This is a genomic window from Flammeovirga sp. SubArs3, from assembly GCF_947387565.1.
In the GTDB taxonomy this organism is placed as follows: domain Bacteria; phylum Bacteroidota; class Bacteroidia; order Cytophagales; family Flammeovirgaceae; genus Flammeovirga; species Flammeovirga agarivorans.
The window spans coordinates 532363-551848 of record NZ_CANDOA010000004.1; the positions used below are offsets into that span (position 1 = coordinate 532363).

General features: G+C 35.1%; 7 protein-coding genes. All 7 read left to right on the top strand.

The annotated features are described in order from the left end of the window. The first annotated feature begins 155 nt into the window (after positions 1-155). The 7 genes from QL232_RS14530 (at position 156) to QL232_RS14560 (ending at position 19366) form a co-directional block, all read left to right on the top strand. Complete coding sequence (locus tag QL232_RS14530; RefSeq protein ID WP_281614632.1) at positions 156-3278, top strand: TonB-dependent receptor; 3123 nt, start codon at positions 156-158, stop codon at positions 3276-3278. A gap of 21 nt (positions 3279-3299) precedes the next feature. Beyond that, a complete protein-coding gene (locus tag QL232_RS14535; protein ID WP_281614633.1) occupies positions 3300-4859 on the top strand; it encodes a RagB/SusD family nutrient uptake outer membrane protein in 1560 nt (519 codons plus the stop codon). Positions 4860-6009: 1150 nt separating this feature from the next. Then, positions 6010-8055: a glycoside hydrolase family 65 protein gene (locus tag QL232_RS14540; RefSeq protein WP_281614634.1), complete on the top strand. Its 2046-nt coding sequence runs from the start codon at positions 6010-6012 to the stop codon at positions 8053-8055. 13 nt (positions 8056-8068) lie between these two features. Beyond that, positions 8069-10273: a glycoside hydrolase family 3 C-terminal domain-containing protein gene (locus tag QL232_RS14545; RefSeq protein WP_281614635.1), complete on the top strand. Its 2205-nt coding sequence runs from the start codon at positions 8069-8071 to the stop codon at positions 10271-10273. Between the two features lie 301 nt (positions 10274-10574). Beyond that, positions 10575-13850, top strand: a complete 3276-nt coding sequence (locus QL232_RS14550; RefSeq protein ID WP_281614636.1) for a cellulase family glycosylhydrolase — start codon at positions 10575-10577, stop codon at positions 13848-13850. Positions 13851-14043: 193 nt separating this feature from the next. Further along, the gene (locus tag QL232_RS14555; protein ID WP_281614637.1) at positions 14044-17034 is read left to right on the top strand and encodes a two-component regulator propeller domain-containing protein; all 2991 of its coding nucleotides are present in this window, start codon (positions 14044-14046) and stop codon (positions 17032-17034) included. Positions 17035-17410: 376 nt separating this feature from the next. Beyond that, positions 17411-19366, top strand: coding sequence for a cellulase family glycosylhydrolase (locus QL232_RS14560; protein WP_281614638.1), 1956 nt, complete (start codon positions 17411-17413; stop codon positions 19364-19366). Positions 19367-19486 lie beyond the last annotated feature (120 nt).

The window sequence follows — 19486 nt, forward strand, 5'->3', positions numbered from 1 at the left end:
ATAGAAAGAATCGTCCTTATTCATCTTAAAAAAACATCTATCTATTATGCTCTATTATTAAGGATGGTGCTATTTTCTAATTTACAAAGAAGTGCTATACATACTCTCTGAAAGCACTTATGCTCTATTTTTTTAAAATATATTCATTGACTGAAATGCTAAAAGTACAAATTTTTAAGCGGCTACAGCTTTTAATGACTACCTTAGTTATTATGCTTGTAGGCTTGAGCTCTACGTATGCTCAAGATAAAATAGTAAAAGGAACAATTATCGGAGGTGATACAGATACACCACTTCCGGGTGTGAATATCACTATTAAGGGAACAACAACTGGTACAATTACAGATTTTGATGGTAATTTCAAATTAAGCGTACCTCCAACAGCTCAATCTTTAGTGTTTACTTTTGTTGGTTATAAGACAAAAGAAATGGCTATCGGTACTCAAACAGAATTCAACCTAACGCTTGAAGTTGACCAAGAACAACTTGAAGAAGTAGTAGTTGTAGGTTATGGTGTACAGAAAAAATCATTAGTAACAGGTGCAATTGCAAGTGTTGATGCTGACGATATTGTAAGTTCAGCAGTAACAGCAGAGCAAGCATTACAAGGTAAGGCAGCGGGTGTTACGGTAACTCCTCAATCGGGTTCTCCAGGTAACGGGATTAAGATTCGTATTAGAGGTGCAAGTTCAAATGGTAATAGTGATCCATTATATATCGTAGATGGTATGAAAACAGGAAACATCAGTTTCTTAGCTCCATCAGATATTGCTTCAATGGAAGTACTAAAAGATGCAGCTTCATCAGCAATTTATGGTTCAGAAGGTGCAAACGGTGTAGTAATCATCACTACAAAATCAGGTGATAAGAGTGGTCGTTCAAGTATTGATTACTCATTCCAATATGGTATTCAAAGCATTGGTTATAAGCCTAACATGATGAATGCAAAACAATATGCTCAGTTTATGCAAGAAGCTCATGATGGTCAGGATTATTATATTCCAAATCCAGATGATTTCAATGAAGGAACAAATTGGGTAAATGAAGCGACGGAACAAACTCCGATGGTAAATCACAACTTATCATTCTCAGGTGGATCAGATAAAGGATCATATTTATTGAGTGCTGGTTATACTTCTCAGGATGGTATTATCGGTGGCGATAAAGCAAGTTATGAAAGAATCAATGGTCGTTTGAATGTAAACAGAGATGTAAAAGAGTGGTTAGATGTATCAGCAAATGTTGCATTTACTAGTTTTTCAAGATCATCAATTACAGAGGACGATGGCTTTAATGGTATTGTAAATAGTGCGTTAATGATGGACCCAACTGGCCAAGCTAGATATGCTCCAAATGCACTGACTCCTTATATGCAGGATAAATTATCTGAAGGAAGAATATTAACAAGAGACTCAAATGGTAATTACTATGGTCTTTCTAACAACGACTTCTTGAAAGGTGAGATTTATAACCCATTGATTCGTTTGGAAAATGAGAAAGGTATTTACTCTGAGAACAAGATCTTAACAACTGGTTTGGTGAACCTTAAGCCTGTAAAAGGTTTAAAAATTAGCTCTCGTATTGGTGTAGATGCAGCGTATGGTAGCTTCAACTCTTGGAATCCATCTTACTGGGCTAACTCTAACTCAGAAAGCAATGCACCTACAGTAACCGCAAATGAACAAGTTTGGTCTACATGGTTATGGGAAAACTTTGCTACTTACACTAAGAAGTTTGGAAAGAACTCATTCACTGGTTTAGTGGGTATGTCAGCACAAGAAAACAACTATAGAAACCTAGATACTAAATCAGGTAATATGGTGAAGGAGAATGATTTATTCAGATACCCTGATTATGTTACTACTAGAGATAATGATAGAGTAACTGGTCGTAAGGAAGTAAAAAGAATGAACTCTTACTTTGCAAGATTATCGTATGATTATGATAACAGATATATCTTAGAAGCAACTTTCCGTAGAGATGGTTCATCATTATTCGGACCAGAAAATAAGTGGGGTAACTTCCCTTCAATCTCATTGGGTTGGAACGTATCAAATGAAGCATTCTGGAACATCGATAAAATTGATTACTTAAAAGTAAGAGGTAGCTGGGGTCAAAATGGTAGTTTATCAAATTTAGGAGTAGATCAATATCGTTCGTTGATTACAACTACTAATATTGCGTATCCTGATGCAAACGGTTTGTTACTAACAGGTGCTGAGCCAGCATTATTGGCTAACCCTAACTTAAAGTGGGAAACTTCTGAGCAAACAAACATAGGTGTTGATTTAAGAGCTTTCGATAGCAAATTATACTTCACTGCAGATTACTATAAGAAACTAACTAAAGATCTATTAACTCCATCTACTCCAGCTTTATCATATGGTAACAATGCTCCATATGCGAATGCAGGGACTGTTTCTAACGAAGGTTTTGAAATGATCTTAGGTTATAGAAACAGTGAGAAGGAATTTACATATGATGTAAGCTTCAACGGTGCGTTTAACAAGAACGAAGTGGTAGAAGTAGCAGATGGTTTAACAAGAATTGAAGGTGCTTCATTACCTACAATAGGTCCAGTTACTTATTTTGAAGCAGGTCAACCAGTATGGTACTATAGAGGATATCAAAATGATGGTATATTCAGAGATCAAGCACATATTTCTAGCTGGCTTGAAGAGAATAATATTAAAGACGATCCAAGTAATTTCAGTCCAGGTGATCCAATCATCAAGGATGTAAATGGTGATGGTTCAATTAATGATCAAGATTTAACGAATATTGGTTCTCCACACCCTACGTTTATCTATGGTGCTAACATAACTGCAGGTTACAAAGGGTTTGATTTAAACATTTTCCTTCAAGGAGCAACAGGTCATCAAAACTTTATTGGATTTATGAGAGCAGATAATAATGCTGTAAATAGATTGAATAGCGTGACTGAAGATCGTTGGGTAAATGATGGAGATGTAGCGACATATCCAAGAGCAGGTTATAATAATGATACTTACTTCAAGAGTGATTTATTAGTACAAAATGCTAGCTATTTAAAGATCAGACAAATTCAGTTAGGATATACTTTACCATCATCGATTGCTAAGAAAGCATTCATGACTAGAGCTAGGGTTTATGTATCGTTAAACGACTTCTTCACATTCACAAACTACGAAGGAATGGACCCAGAAGTGGGTAGTAACAACAACAACGCTCAAGGTATTGACTTTGGTACTTATCCAGTTTCAAGAAAAGTATTATTCGGTCTTTCTGTATCATTCTAATAACTTAAGATTTAACTAATAATGAAAATATATAGCTTCAAGAAGTTACTTGCGGTATTAAGTGCTTCTGCAATGCTCACAGCATGTTCTTCCGACTTCTTAGATGTAGAACCTTACGGTAAATCAGATACATCGACGTATTATCAAACTGATGATGAAATAGATTTAGCACTTACAGCTTCATATGATATGTTATCATCAGATCAGTTGCAGGGATGGTCAAGTTGTTATGTCATTAAAAACTTACCTGCTGATGATGTGAATTGTGGAGGAGGTGGAGCTTCCGATCAGGCTCAATATCAAGAAATTGATGACTTTGAGTGGCATGCTGAAAATGCAGGTATCAGAGCATTCTACCATATTAATTATTATGGTATTTACAGAGTTAATCAAATTATCACAAATGCTCCTACTGAGGGCAGAAGTGATTTGATGAATAGAATGATTGCAGAAGCAAAATTCTTAAGAGCGTATTTTTACTTTGAGTTGGTAACAGCTTTCGGTGATGTTCCATTATGGTTAGAGCCACCTGTAGAGTTAACTGAGGGTAAAGAAAGAACGCCAAAGGCTGAAGTATATGCTCAGATTGAACAAGATTTAACAGAAGCTGCTGAAGTATTACCAAATAAATCAGTTTTTGATGGTACTGGCGATGCATTCAGAGCTAACAAACAAGCTGCATTAGGGTTATTGGGTAAAGTGCGTGTATTTCAAGGGGACTTTGCCGGTGCAATTGCTCCTCTTGAAAGCGTTCTCCAAGTAGAAGGTTCGGAAGTAGCTTTAGAGTCAGACTTCTCACAGTTGACATTGAAATCTACAGAGTTTGGTAAGGAATCATTATTTGAAGCTTCGTTTATTTCGAATCTTGATACTTGGGGTACAACCCAATGGAATAGAGATGCTCATGATAACCGTCATATTCAGTTATCAGGACCTAGACAGTTAGATGATATTGAAGGTGCGACACCTATCAAGTCAGATAAACTTAGATCTGGATGGGGATTTTTGCCTCCTACAAAATCTTTATTTGATTCATTTGAAGCAACAGATGGTAGAAGAGATGCAACAATCTTAGATGATGAAGGTTTAGCAAGACTTTATGGTCAGGTATTCACAGACGGTTGGGATACTGAAGGTTTAGTTAGAACAAAATACACGACTTTTGATTCTGAAACTACAGACGAAGGTGGTGCAACTCCTGAGTTGAATTATACGACAAACTGGAGATTATTACGTTTTGCAGATGTGATTTTATTAGCGGCTGAAGCTTATTACGAACAAGGTAACGAGTCGGATGCAAGAGCTATGTTGAATAAACTTAGACAAAGAGCTGGAGGTTTAGCAGATTATGATGCAACGGTAACTGGCGACGCATTATTTAACGCTATTGTGAATGAAAGAAGAGTAGAATTAGCTTATGAAGGTTCTCGCTTCTGGGATTTAGTTCGTTGGGGTTTAGCTGACGAGAAACTAAAAGACAGAGGTTTCCAAAAAGGTAAGCATGAACTTTTCCCTATTCCATTAGCAGAGATAGTAGGTAATCCAGGCATTACCTCAGCAGACCAGAATCCTGGTTACTAATCTGTATTGTTCTCGAACGTTTGATGTTGGTCTTTGTATCAGCATTAAGCGTTCTCTTTTTATTTTCGAAAACGTATTGGACAGGACTAAGTATTGAATGATCTTATATTCTTATCCTATTCTAACATACGATAGATGTTGGATATTATCTTGTATGATATTCACTAAAAATTACTGTAGGTACCCTTTGGGTAGTTACAGTTTTTTTCGTTAGGTCTATTTTAATAATTAAAGAATTAGGTCTAAAATTGGAAGAGAAATGGTCAAGATACATGGTGATATTGCTTGAAATACGGAAAGATTTTTACCTACCACGCCTATAATAACCTTAGTTTTATTAGTGATGAGAGCAATAAGAAGCCATATTTAATCTTTAACGACCTATTAAATAAGTTTATCTGTTTTTACTATGCTAAGTAGTTTGTTGTATTAATGAAATATATGTAAGTGATTAAAAATCAATGCATTGCAATTGTTTATCGTAATAATGTAGTATTAAAAACGTAAAAAAGTGACCTCTGTTTTTTTCAATTTTTCTTGAATATTTCGATTGTTGTAAGTGTAAGGCTATGGAAGTTGGCTATAAGTCGGTTGATATACTTATAGACTAAAGAACAGATGAAATGATTTGATATTATCTATAAGCATCAAACAAATTTAGTTTTTGAGAAACTGTTTCAACTATAGTATTGGAATGAAATGAAAGACTTCCTAGACATATATGCCTCACAAGGGAATTGTGAATGATTGAGACGTCATTTATTAATATCACCCCAATAATCTATTGAGGTGTGTTATTTCCCTAAAAAATGTAGAATTATCTAATTACCCTTTTTAGAATGCTGAGGGTAGATAATTTATATTGAATAGAAAGAATTGGACCCTCTTTCTATCTCAAGTATTCTATTCAGATACGATAGAAATGAACAATGATCAGTTCATTTATTTACTGGGAATATCCAGTGGGTATTCCTAGTTTTTTTAACATTATCGAACTATAACGGTGAATGATATCTATTAAAAAAATATAATTAATCTAATAGTGAAGATAATCTCTGTTAAGTCAGAATCAAGGTTACTTGTAAAGACAATACACTAACTAATTTTACAATTAATTTAATTTAAACGTAAAAATAACATATTAAATACAATGCGCTTTTCTTTAGCCATATGGATTATTTCTGTTTTGACTATCACAAGCCTTTTTGCACAAAATGAAGCTTGGGAGATTAAAGCAGTATCACAAGACAACTACCATGCTCAGGCAGTAGCCAATGGGATGATAGGAATATTACCATCAGAGAAGCCTCTTCAAATAAAAGAGGTGATCCTTAATGGTGTATGGGATATCTATGGTCGAGGTGGAGTATCTAATATTGTACATGGAATCAATTTCTTAAATATGGATTTAGGGGTATCTACTCCTAAAAAAAATGATGTGAAATGGGTTTCAGAAAATCAACATATTAAAGATTGGTCCCAAACCTTAAATATGTATGATGCTACTCTTACTACTGCATTTAACTTCGATGATATAGTAGAAGTAAAACACCAATTGACAGCATTAAGACATTTAGCCTATACTGGGGCGATCCGTATTGAACTTAAAGCAAAAAAGAATGCTTCAATTGTGGTCAAAAATCAGTTGATCGTACCTGATGTAAATTTACCAGGGAAGTCTATGTACCATAAATTTGGTGAACATGGAGATCTGATATTATCCTCTATTTCAGCTAAATCTCCAACTGGAAAATATGAACTAGCGGCTACCACTTCTTTTGTTTTCGATTCAGAAGAGAAACCTGATGTAAAAATGAAAGAAGTGAGTGAAAAGGAAGTGGAGGCATCTTTTACAATTGAGTTGAAAAAGGGAGAAACTTATAGTTTTACTCTAGTAGGTTCACAATGTAATACAGCTCAATCTGTAGATGCTATTAACGAAGCTGAGAGAAAAGCTATTTATGCCCACTTGGAAGGGTATGATAGGTTAAAAAGCAGACATGATAAAGCTTGGGAAAAGTTATGGGAATCTGATATTGTTATTGAAGGAGATAACAAAGCACAGTTGGATGTTCGTCAGCAGCTTTTCAATTTATATTCTTTTGAAAGAAAGGGAACTAGATTAAGTGTTTCACCAGTAGGTTTATCAGGAAATGGCTACAATGGACATGTATTTTGGGATACTGAACTTTGGATGTTTCCCACCTATTTACTTATGCAGCCAGAATTAGCAAAAAATATTCTTGATTATCGAGTAGATAGATTAGAACAGGCCAAAAAGAATGCACTGGCTCATGGTTATGAAGGGGCAATGTTTCCATGGGAATCAGCACTTACAGGTGAAGAAGATACTCCAACTTGGGCTTTAACTGGTCCATTCGAACAACATATTACGGCCTGTATTGGCTTGGCTTTTTGGAAGTATTATCAAGTCACACAAGATAAAGAATGGTTAGAGACAACAGGATATGAAGTTCTTCAAAATGTAGCAGATTTTTGGGTGAGTAGAGTGGAGAAAGATGAAAATGGAGTTTGTCATATCAATAATGTAGTCTGTGCAGATGAATATGCTGAAAATGTAAATGATAATGCTTTTACAAATGCTGCAGCTATTCAAGTTCTAAGAGCAACAGTAAAGGCTGCAAATATATTGGAAAAACAACCCAATAAAGAATGGATGGAAGTCGCTAATGCCATACCTGTTTTGGTAGAAGAGGGAATTACCATGGAGTATGACGGGTACGATGGGAGAATGATTAAACAGGCTGATGTGAACTTACTTTCTTTTCCATTACAATACTATTCGGACAAAGCCCAAATCAAAAGAAACTTAGAGTATTATGAGCCAAAAATAACATATTCTGCACCGGCAATGTCACATTCAATTTTGTCTGTGATTGCATCGAGGCTAGGAGATGTAGAAAACGCATATAGATTATTCCAAAGAGGATATATAAAAAATCAAAAGCCACCATTTAATGTAATCACTGAGCAACCAGACAATGATTTAGCCTTTTTTGTTACGGGATCAGGAGGAATGATGCAGGCGGTTCTTTTCGGTTTTGGAGGCCTAGAAATTACAGATAATGGGGTGACTCAGATACCATCATCATTACCAAAACAATGGAAATCAATGACCATTAAAGGGGTGGGTAAAGACAAGCAAACTTTCACAATAGTCAATAATGAACAGTAATTAACAATTTTGTATGATACATTTTAGAATAAAGAGAATTTTAATGGTTGGTGGCTTACTGGCCGGATTAACCACTTCACTTTTCGCTCAGGAAAGTAAGGAAGTGGAGAAAAAGATTGATGAAATTATTAAAGAACTTACAATAGACGAAAAAGTGGCGATGTGCCATGCACAATCAAAATTCAGCTCGAAAGGAGTGCCTCGTTTGGGAATCCCTGAGTTATGGATGAGTGATGGCCCTCATGGTGTAAGAGCAGAAATTAATTGGGATAATTGGGGGTATGCAGATTGGACGAATGATTCCATTACTGCTTTTCCTGCACTAACAGCATTAGCAGCAACATTCAATGAAGATTTATCTTATGAATACGGTGTTGCTGTAGGTGAAGAAGCAAGATATAGAAAGAAGGATGTACTGTTAGGGCCGGGTGTAAATATTTACAGAACTCCATTGAACGGTAGAAACTTTGAGTATATGGGTGAAGATCCATATTTAGCCTCTCAGTTGGTGGTTCCTTATATCAAAGGTGTTCAGTCAAATGGTGTTGCCGCTTGTGTAAAACACTTTGTAGCCAACAACCAAGAACATTGGAGAGACCATATCAATGTAGAATTATCGGATAGAGCCTTACATGAAATTTATCTTCCTGCATTTAAAGCTGCAGTTGAAGAAGGTGAAGTTTGGTCAATGATGAGTGCATATAATCAAGTAAGAGGTCAATATTGCTCACACAATGAATTTCTAGTCAATGGAATATTAAAAGGTGATTGGGCTTTTGATGGTGCTTTAATTACTGATTGGGGAGCAGCACATGATACTAAGCAGTCTGCAGAGTACGGACTGGATATCGAAATGGGTACAGGTACCAATGGATTAACTTATTCTGAGAAGAACCACTATGAGAATTACTATTTAGCTGGAGCTTTTAAGGAAATGGTAAAAAATGGTGAAGTGAGCGAAGATGTTTTAGATGATAAAGTAAGAAGAATTTTACGTTTAATGTTTAGAACGTCATTAGCTGAAGGTAGACCTTGGGGTAGTGTAAACACTGATGCTCATCATAATGTAGCAAGAAGAGTTGCAGGAGAAGGAGTAGTTTTATTAAAAAATGAAGACAATATTTTCCCAGTAGAAGCATCCAAGAAAACTAAAATTGTAGTAATTGGTGAGAATGCCACTCGTATGATGACAATTGGTGGTGGTTCTTCTGAGTTAAAAGTAGAATATGAAATTTCACCGTTACAAGGTATTCAGGAAAGATTCCAAAATGCTGAAGTAGTACACTCTATGGGATATGCTTCAGGTGCTGCTCAATATGGTAGAGTATTACCTTCTCCTTACAATGCAGATTCATTGAAAAATGCCGCTTTAGAAGCAGTAAAGGATGCAGATATTGTACTATTCTTCGGAGGTTTAAATAAAAACCATAACCAGGATTGTGAAGGAGATGATAGAGTTGCTTATGACTTACCGTTTGGACAGGAAGACTTAATTAATGCCATTGCAGAAGTGAATGAAAATATCGCAGTAGTATTGATTAGTGGTAACGCTGTCAAGATGGATTGGGAGAAAAACGTAAAAGGAGTGATGCAGGGATGGTACTTAGGAAGTGAAGGCGGTCATGCATTAGCAGATGTGATTTCAGGTGATGTTAACCCATCAGGTAAATTACCATTTACTTTCCCTAAGAAATTAGAGGATAACTCTGCACATCATTATGGTGAAATCTCTTATCCAGGAGATGGTACAAACCAAGAATATAAAGACGGTATTCTTGTAGGTTACCGTTGGCATGATACAAAGAAAATCGCCCCAAAATATGCTTTTGGATATGGCCTTTCATATACTTCATTTGAGATTGACAATATCAATTCCAATGAAAAAGTATTTGCAGCAAATGATCAAATCAACATCACTTGTGATGTGAAAAATACTGGAGCTGTTGATGGAGCAGAGGTCTTACAAGTATACGTAGGTAAGCCGAAATCAAAAGTGGATAGAGCTTTAAAAGAACTTAAAGCTTACAAAAAAGTTCACTTAGCGAAAGGGGCATCACAGCAAATAGAAATGAGTATCAATATTGATGATTTAAAATACTATTCTGAAGAAGATAAAGAATGGAAATTGGAAGAAGGACAATACATGGTTTATGTAGGTAACTCTTCAGACAATATCATCAAAAAGATCAAAATAACAGTAGGACAAAAAGTCAATTAATTTTAATCTTATCTGGACAATCCAATGTTTTTGATGTTGGATTGTCCACACTTCAACTAACTATTATTGAATTTATTCCTAACTACTTCTTTTCAGAGCTCTCTTTTATATCTGAAGACAATAGTTATGGTGAATTATATATAATTTATTTATCACCAAAATTTTAAAATATGAAAACATAAGAAATGAATTGCTACAAAGAAAACTAACTATAATTTGTAGTAGAGTGAAATCACTCATCCGACCAGCACAGTGCTCATATTAGAATAGCACAATTTTAAACAAGAAAACTAATTTTTAAATGAATACGTCTAAACTATCTTTTTTTAGCGGGTGTTTATTAATACTCTCTCTAATATTCACACCCTTTTTTTTAAAAGCACAAGTCTCTTCTAATGGACTATTACAAGTAAATGGGAACAAAGTCGTTAACAGAAATGGTCAATCAGTAAGTTTTGCTGGACCAAGCTTATTCTGGTCAAATAATAACTGGGGTGGCGAAAAATTCTATAATGAAGGTGTTGTATCTTGGGTAAAACAAGACTGGAATGCCGGTATCATCAGAGCGGCCATGGGAGTTGAAGATGGCGGAGGCTATTTCGACGATCCGGGTAGCAACAAAGCAAGAGTAGAAACAATTGTAAACGCTGCTGTAGCCAATGATATGTATGTAATTATTGATTGGCACTCACACTATGCCAATGAACATGATTGGGCAGCTGCTTATGGTTTCTTCGAAGAAATGGCACAAAAATACGGTCACTTAGATAACGTTTTGTACGAAGTATTTAATGAGCCAAAGTATACTTCATGGAGTCAGGGAATTAAGCCGTATGCAGAGTCTATTATTTCTGCAATTCGTAAGCATGATCCTGACAATATTATTATTGTAGGTACTCCAAAATGGTCTCAAGATGTGGATGATGCAGCAAATGATCCGATTAATCAACCGAATATTGCTTATACTTTACACTTCTATGCGGGATCACATGGTCAGTTCTTAAGAGATAAAGGTAACTATGCTTTATCAAGAGGATTAGCACTATTTGTTACAGAATGGGGGTCAGTAAATGCAGATGGCGATGGTGGTGTAAACTACGATGAAACATGGGCATGGGTCGACTGGATGAAAAATAATGGTATATCTCACTGTAACTGGTCTATCAACGATAAATCAGAAGGTGCATCAGCTTTATATCCAGGTGCATCAACTACAGGTGGTTGGTCTAACCTAACTGCTTCAGGAGCATTTGCTAAAGAGATCATGCAATCTTATTCTTCAAATGGTGAAGGGAGTAATGGTAATGGAGAAGTAGAGACACAAAACTGTTCAGTTGTTACTTTACCTGGAATTTTAGAAGCAGAGAACTATTGCCGTATGCAAGGAGTACAAAAAGAAAACTCTTCAGAAGGTGGAGGAAATATTGGTTATGTTGATGATGGTGATTGGTTAGAATATACAATCAATGTACCATCTCCGGGTACATACACCGTAGATGTTCGCGTGGCAAGTGATGGCGGAGGAAACCAATTCCGTTTTGATCAAAATGAGGGAAATGATATCCTGGCAACATATAATGTAAATGCTACAGGTGGATGGCAAAACTGGACAACAATTTCTCAAGAAGTGACTTTTTCTACAGCAGGTGAACAAGCTCTAGGCTTATATGCAATTGTCGGAGGTTTCAATGTAAATTGGATTGAATTCAAGTCAAGTTCATCTTGTCAATCAAATGGGTTGCAGAATTTAACCATTTCTCCTTCGAGTACATCAGTAAAAGTGGGAAATCAAGTTCAATTATCAACTTCAGGTACAGATAATTGTGGCGATGCGATTAGTGTGAATCCAACTTGGTCATCCAATGCTCCTAATGGAACTTTTTATGCTTCGACAGTAGGTTCTTATACAGTTACAGCATCACAAAATGGAATTACTGCTACAGCAAATATTACGGTAACAAATGAGGATGTACCTCCTACAGGAAATGGAGTGGTGTCTCAATATGGTAGATTACAAGTTGCTGGAAATAAGGTAGCAGCGGCAAATGGTCAATCCGTAGCACTTGGTGGTAATAGTTTCTTCTGGTCTAACAATGGTTGGGGTGGTGAAAAATTCTATAATGCTTCTGTAGTTTCTTCATTGAAGAATGATTTTAATTCTAAAATCGTAAGAGCTGCAATGGGTGTAGAAGATCCAGGTGGATATATCGACGATAAAGCAGGCAATAAAGCCAAAGTAGAAACAGTTGTTGATGCTGCAATTGCCAATGATATGTATGTGATTATTGACTGGCATTCACATCATGCTGAAAATAATACTAATGAAGCAGTACAGTTCTTCACAGAAATGGCCCAGAAATATGGTAATAATGACCATGTAATCTATGAGATTTACAATGAGCCATTACAGGTGTCTTGGTCAGGAACTATTAAACCTTATGCTCAGCAGGTAGTAAATGCAATCCGATCGGTTGATCCAGATAACTTAATTATTGTAGGTACTCCAACATGGTCTCAAGATGTAGATCAAGCAGCTAATGATCCTATACAAGATAATAACATAGCCTACACTTTGCACTTCTATGCTGGAACACACGGTCAATATTTAAGAGATAAAGGTAATTATGCTATGTCACAAGGTATTGCACTTGTTGTAACGGAGTGGGGAACTGTGAATGCCAATGGTGATGGCGGAGTAGCTTATGATGAAACTTGGGCTTGGGTAGACTGGATGGAAGCAAATGGAATTTCACATTGTAACTGGTCAGTAAATGATAAAGCGGAAGGTGCTTCAATGTTAAATCCTGGGGTATCAACAACAGGTGGTTGGTCTGATAGTGATTTGACTGCAAGTGGTTTATTACTAAAAGAAATTTTAGGTACAACAACTCCACCTCCATGTACTACATGTCCTCCTCCTTCTGGAGAAACAATACGTTTAGAAGCTGAAAACTTCACATTTATGGGTGGTGTTCAAACTGAAAATTGTTCTGAGGGTGGACAAAATGTAGGTTGGATTGATGCAGGAGATTGGTTAGCTTTTCATAATGTAAATATTCCTACTTCAGGAAACTATACGATTTCTTATAGAGTTGCTTCACCTCAGAATGGAGGGAAAGTACAACTGGAAGGTAATGAAGGACAATCTGTTTATGGTAGCGTTGATGTTCCAAATACTGGTGGATGGCAAAACTGGCAAACAGTTTCACACTCTGCATACTTAAATGCAGGTAGTCAGAATTTTGGAATTGGATTCCCTTCAGGTGCATTTAACCTAAATTGGATTGAAATTTCATCATCATCTAATGGTAGACAGATTATTTCTTCTACAGAATCTTTAGAGGCAGAACTTGTTGCTTACCCTAACCCTACTTCGAGTAGATTAACTTTAGCAAATATCTCTAACAAGTTTACTCAGTTAGAAGTGTTTACTGTTGAAGGTAAATTAAAAGGGATGTATCGATTAGATAATCAAGGATCATTTACTTTAGATGTTGATCACTTACAAAAAGGCGTATATTTTATTCGTTTACAAGGAGATAATACATCGAAATCTGTAAGATTCATAAAGCAATAGTAGTACAAAAAATCTTATTTTTGGAGAGTCGTTCATTTTTGAGCGACTCTTTTTCTATTCTGTAAATTGTTATTTAAATTAATTGAGAACCTACTTTCTTATTTCGATTTGAAATGCAGTTTTTTATTGATATTTTTAGAATTGGGATTTAAGTTTTTAACGACGTAATTAAACTAACTGAATTAATATAAGTATGAAATTGAAGACTACGAGCTATTATTTATTTTTTCTCTCGGTATTATTCTTCCATTCAACAGTCATTGCACAAAATCAGATAATGCAATTTGATCATCTTACTGAAGAAGATGGTTTAACTTTTTCTACTGTTACATCTATTATACAGGACAATCAAGGTTTTATGTGGTTTGGCACTTTCAAAGGGCTGAATAGATATGATGGCTATGAAATGAAGACCTATATTCATCAAGAAGGTAACGATTTTGGACCTCATGATGATATGATCTCTTCGATAATTCAAGATCATTCTGGAAAACTTTGGATAGGTTTATTGAATAATGGATTAAGTATTTTTGATCCTAAATCTGAAACTTTTAAACACCTAAAAGGCGGTCATGATCCAGAAAATATTGTTCCAAGTACTTCTGTAAATAGTTTATTAGAGGATAGCGATAATAATATTTGGATTGCATCAAGTAATGGGTTGTCTATCGTCAACTTTGACCGTAGTAAGTTCAAGAAATATTATCATAAAGAAGGAGAAATAAATTCTATCAACCATAATTCAGTATATGATATTGTTGAAGACCGTTGGAATAGAGTTTGGCTAGCTACAGGAAATAGAAAACTCTCGATGTATGATAAAAATACCAAAAAGTTTACTGAGGTGGAGTACACAGATCTTCCGTTGGAGAGTGTGGAAGATAATGACAAAAAGAACCTATGTATTTATCAAGATACGCTTTTATATATTGGAAGTAATAATGGCGGATTGTCAGAATATAACCTCTTAACAGGAGAACATACATCTTACCTAGCAAGTGATGATAACACTGGACCATCAAGTAATAATATCAGAGATATGTTAGAGGTCGACGGCAAAGTTTGGATAGCTACAGACGGTGCCGGCCTAAATGTATTTGATGTGAAGACAAAAACTTTCGAGGTCTATAAAAATGAAAAATCAAAACCCGAATCTTTATCTTCTGATGTTATCTGGTCACTATATCGAGATAATCAGAAAAACATATGGTTAGGAATTTATTTACAAGGGGTTGATAAGTATGACTCTCAGAAAAACTATTTCAGATTAGTAGGAAACACTCCTTGTGATAATAATGCTTTACCAAATAAACCTGTATTGGCACTTTACAATGATTCAAAAGGACAAAGATGGGTGGGTACCGATTGGGGAGGCTTGCATAAAATGTCAGAAAATGAACAGCATTTTTATCATTATGATATTGACGGAAGTCAGCTTCAAGATGATTATGCGGTAGATGTTTGTAAATCTATTGCTGAAGATAAATATGGCAATTTACTCGTCGGAACTTATAGTCAGGGCTTAAGAATATATGACCATAAAACAGGGAAGCAGTCTAACATTAAGAGAACTGATAGTAATAGTAGCATACCAAGTAATCATATTTGGGATATCATGACGGATTCTAGAGGTGTGACTTGGTTAGGAACACTTGGTGGAGGTATTGCTACTTTTGATCCTGACACTAAAGACATCAAGGCATTGCCTTTAAACTACACCAATAATGCTCAGAAACATGTATACCATATTATGGAAGATTCTTATGGTAAAATATGGTTCAGTACGGATGGTGGAGCTGTTTATTATGACCCTCAAAGTAATCAGTGGAACTTCTCAGTAATACAAGAATTCTTAGACAAGGATCATAGTTTCCATTATGTGAAGGCAATTATTGAAGATAAATATCGACACATTTGGATCGGTACTGCAGCGGGTTTAATAAAATATAAGCCTGAAAGTAAACATTTTGAAGTGCTTGATAAATCCAATGGAATTCCAGATTTACCTATTCTCAATTTGGCTTCTGATGTGAATGGTGATATCATTTTAAGTACAAAAAAGTACATCTCTAAAGTCTTATTGAATGGAAATAAAATTGTAAGCTATTATATCTCTAACAACTCTTTTAATTACAATGCTGTAATCGCAATGGATAATCATGAGATTGGTATTGGAGGAACGGATGGGATTACAGTTTTTGACCCTCGAGAACTAAAAGAAAATCAGAATATACCTCCAGTTTATGTGACAGATTTTGAGCTGTTTAATGTGCCACAACGGCCAACTGACTCAACATCATATTTAAAAGAAAACGTAACTGAAATTGATTTAATTACTTTAGATCATGATCAATCAGTCATCAATTTTAAGTATTGTGGAATTAATTATTCTGAGACGGAAAGAAATCAATATGCTTATAAATTAGAAGGATTTGATGAACAATGGAACTATGTGGGAGATCGAAGAATGGCCACATATACCAATTTGGATCCAGGACAGTATACTTTTAAGGTAATAGCTTCTAATAATCATGGTGTTTGGAACAAGGAAGGGACGAGTTTAGAGTTAATTATTAAAACTCCTTTCTGGCAAAGCTTATGGTTTAGAGCTTTAATGTTGATAGGGTTTTTATTACTGCTGTATCTAGTACAAAGAGTAAGGATTATAAATGTAAAAAGACAGTTTGTTTTCGATAAGATTAGAGCTGAACGAGAGAAAATTCAAGTGCATAACGAAAAACTTGAACAGGAGTTGACCAGTATCAAATCTGAATTAGAGAATATTACGATCAGTCACTTACATAAGAACCAAAGTTTACAACAAATTCGAACCAAATTAGAAGATATCTCAAAAGGTTTGTCTACAGCCGAACAAAGAAAAATTAGAAGTTTGGTACGAGATATCAATAAGGAATCTGAAGATCATGATTATTGGGATAAGTTTGAACATCAGTTTAACAAGTCACACAATAACTTCTTAGAAAGGTTCTCAAAAGAATATCCAGACTTAAGCAAGAGAGAATTACGTATCTGTGCTTATTTAAGAATGGATTTGGATAATCAAGAGATTGCAACTTTGATGAACGTTAGTGTAAGAACTCTGGAGACATCAAGGTATAGAATCAGAAAGAAAATTGGTTTAGAAAATAGAAAATCATTGACAAAGATGATCACGCGTTTCTAACTATTATCAAATCGTATTAGTATAAAACGAATTACTTGCATTTCAGGTAATTCGTTTTTTTATGTTGTATGTTTTGTAAGTAATTGATTGTCAATTTTTAATAGTATTTCTGTTGTATAATTGTTGTATTAAAAACGTAAAAAAGTAATATGGATTGGTCATGTTTTATAAGATCTAATTACGATAATTGAGTGTTGACAGAAACACCTTTGAAAAAACTATGAAATGAAGAATGATTACGTGTTTTACTGAAGAAATTTCATCTGTACGATTCGTCATTCAAGAAAAGTGTAAACTAACTATTAAATGAAGGTGAATTATTAATTACCAGCCCAAGTCATACTTACGACTTGGGCTTTTTAAACTCTTTTAGAATATGAAAATTAAACTATTACTAACTTTCTTATTATGTACTTTCTCTTCTTATGCACAACTGTCTCCACATGATGCTGTAACCATGATGGGAAGAGGGATTAATTTAGGAAATACATTAGATGCCCCTTATGAAGGAGAGTGGGCGTTGAAAGCTGAAGAATACTACTTTGATGATTATAAGTCAGCAGGATTTCAATCAGTGAGGATTCCAGTAACATGGCATAATCATGTGAGTGAATCTACTCCTTACACCGTAGACAAGGAGTTTATGGATAGAGTAGAACAGGTAGTGGACTGGGCTTTAAGCAGAGGTTTTATGGTGATATTAAATTGTCATCATGAAGACTGGTTAAAGGAAGACTATTCATCAGCCAATATTGCTAGGTATGAGAAAATATGGGAGCAGATTGTTCAGAGATTCAAAGACAAATCTGAAAAGTTAGTATTTGAACCCCTTAATGAACCGAGGACGCTAGAGAAAAGTCTGACAATTTCACAAGCAGCTGACGCCAATAATAGAGCGTTACATATCATCAGAAAGGAAAATCCTACAAGAAATGTTGTGATTTCGGGTACAGGTTGGTCTGCAATAAAAGATTTATTAGAAGCAAACTTCCCCAATGATGAATATATTATTGGGTACTACCACACCTATGATCCTTGGCCTTTTTCGTCTGCTCAAGAGAATATTAAATGGGGATCTGAAGAGGATAGAGAATACATTGCTCAAGAATTTCAGAAGGTTAAGAATTGGAGTACTCAGAAAGGAATTCCTGTTATTATGAGTGAATTCGGTTCAGTACATCAAACAGATTATAATTCTAGAATGATACATTATGCCACGTATGTCGAAGAGGCACTAACAAGAGGAATTTCATTTATGGCTTGGGATGATGGTGGAATGTTTGAGATTTATAAAAGAAAAGATAGAGAATGGCATGATACCAAGGATATACTGATTCATTATTCTGAAAAATGTATTGATCATTTTAAACTATCTACTTCATCTGACTCAATAATAAATTTCACTTGGGAAAGTAGAATAGCATTGTCAACACGTATCCAAATAAAATCTGGTGATCAGTTTATAGATATAGATACATTAGATTCAGAGTTGGAAAGTTATGCCTATTCAGGTATCACACCAGGTAAATCTTATACTTTTCGTTTGATGCAACTTGACGAATCAGATACATTATATTCTTACCCACAAAAAATATCTATGCTTCCTTCAGAGAGAACACCTTATAAGAAGGTGATCAATCTACCGGGAAGTATAGAAGCTGAAAATTATGATATTGGTGGGCAAGGATTTACTTATTTTGAAAAAGATGAAATCAATCAAGGAGGAGCATATAGAGACGAAGGGGTTGATATTGAAGAAAATGATGAAGGTTTTCATGTTGGATATGCTGAAGATGGGGAATGGTTAGAATATTCTGTAGATGTACAAGAATCAGGAATATATAAGTTAACGGCACATTTGGCTTCTGCAGAGGGAGGAGGAAAACTCAGCATTTATTCAAAAAATGATAAAACAAATAAATTAGAATTCAATGCATCAAATACTGGAGGGTGGAATGTATTTGAAGAAGTTGAAGGGTTTCTATCCCTTTCGGAAGGAGCTCAGGTCATTCGTTTATTGATTGAGTCTACTCCTGCTTTTAATATCGATAAAGTTGACTTTGAGTTAACAGACAGAGAAATACTTTCTACACATCAATTAGAAAATGAAATTAGTATTTATCCGAATCCAGCATTCGATCAAGTATCCTTAAAGTTGCCAATGGCGACACAAGCAATAGATATTCAAGTATTGGATGCTATTGGTAATACAATGATCATTCATCAGATTAGCCAAGATAAATTAGACATCAAAACCTTACCGAGAGGTTTATATTTTATTAGAGTAAAAATCGGTGAAGATTTGATTTACAAAAGATTGATCAAGAAATAAAAGAGAAAATCACAAATAAATCCCTGAGATATGATAGTGATGAGATTTATGTACCTTTGGTTAAAATTTCATTTTTTCATATCTCATCTTTTTTATACTAAATGGACAAACAAAGCCTAA

Coding starts and splice junctions, on each gene's coding strand:
- QL232_RS14545 (WP_281614635.1), top strand. CDS start 8,069: ATGATACATTTTAGAATAAAGAGAATTTTAATGGTTGGTGGCTTACTG.
- QL232_RS14550 (WP_281614636.1), top strand. CDS start 10,575: ATGAATACGTCTAAACTATCTTTTTTTAGCGGGTGTTTATTAATACTC.
- QL232_RS14560 (WP_281614638.1), top strand. CDS start 17,411: ATGAAAATTAAACTATTACTAACTTTCTTATTATGTACTTTCTCTTCT.
- QL232_RS14555 (WP_281614637.1), top strand. CDS start 14,044: ATGAAATTGAAGACTACGAGCTATTATTTATTTTTTCTCTCGGTATTA.
- QL232_RS14530 (WP_281614632.1), top strand. CDS start 156: ATGCTAAAAGTACAAATTTTTAAGCGGCTACAGCTTTTAATGACTACC.
- QL232_RS14540 (WP_281614634.1), top strand. CDS start 6,010: ATGCGCTTTTCTTTAGCCATATGGATTATTTCTGTTTTGACTATCACA.
- QL232_RS14535 (WP_281614633.1), top strand. CDS start 3,300: ATGAAAATATATAGCTTCAAGAAGTTACTTGCGGTATTAAGTGCTTCT.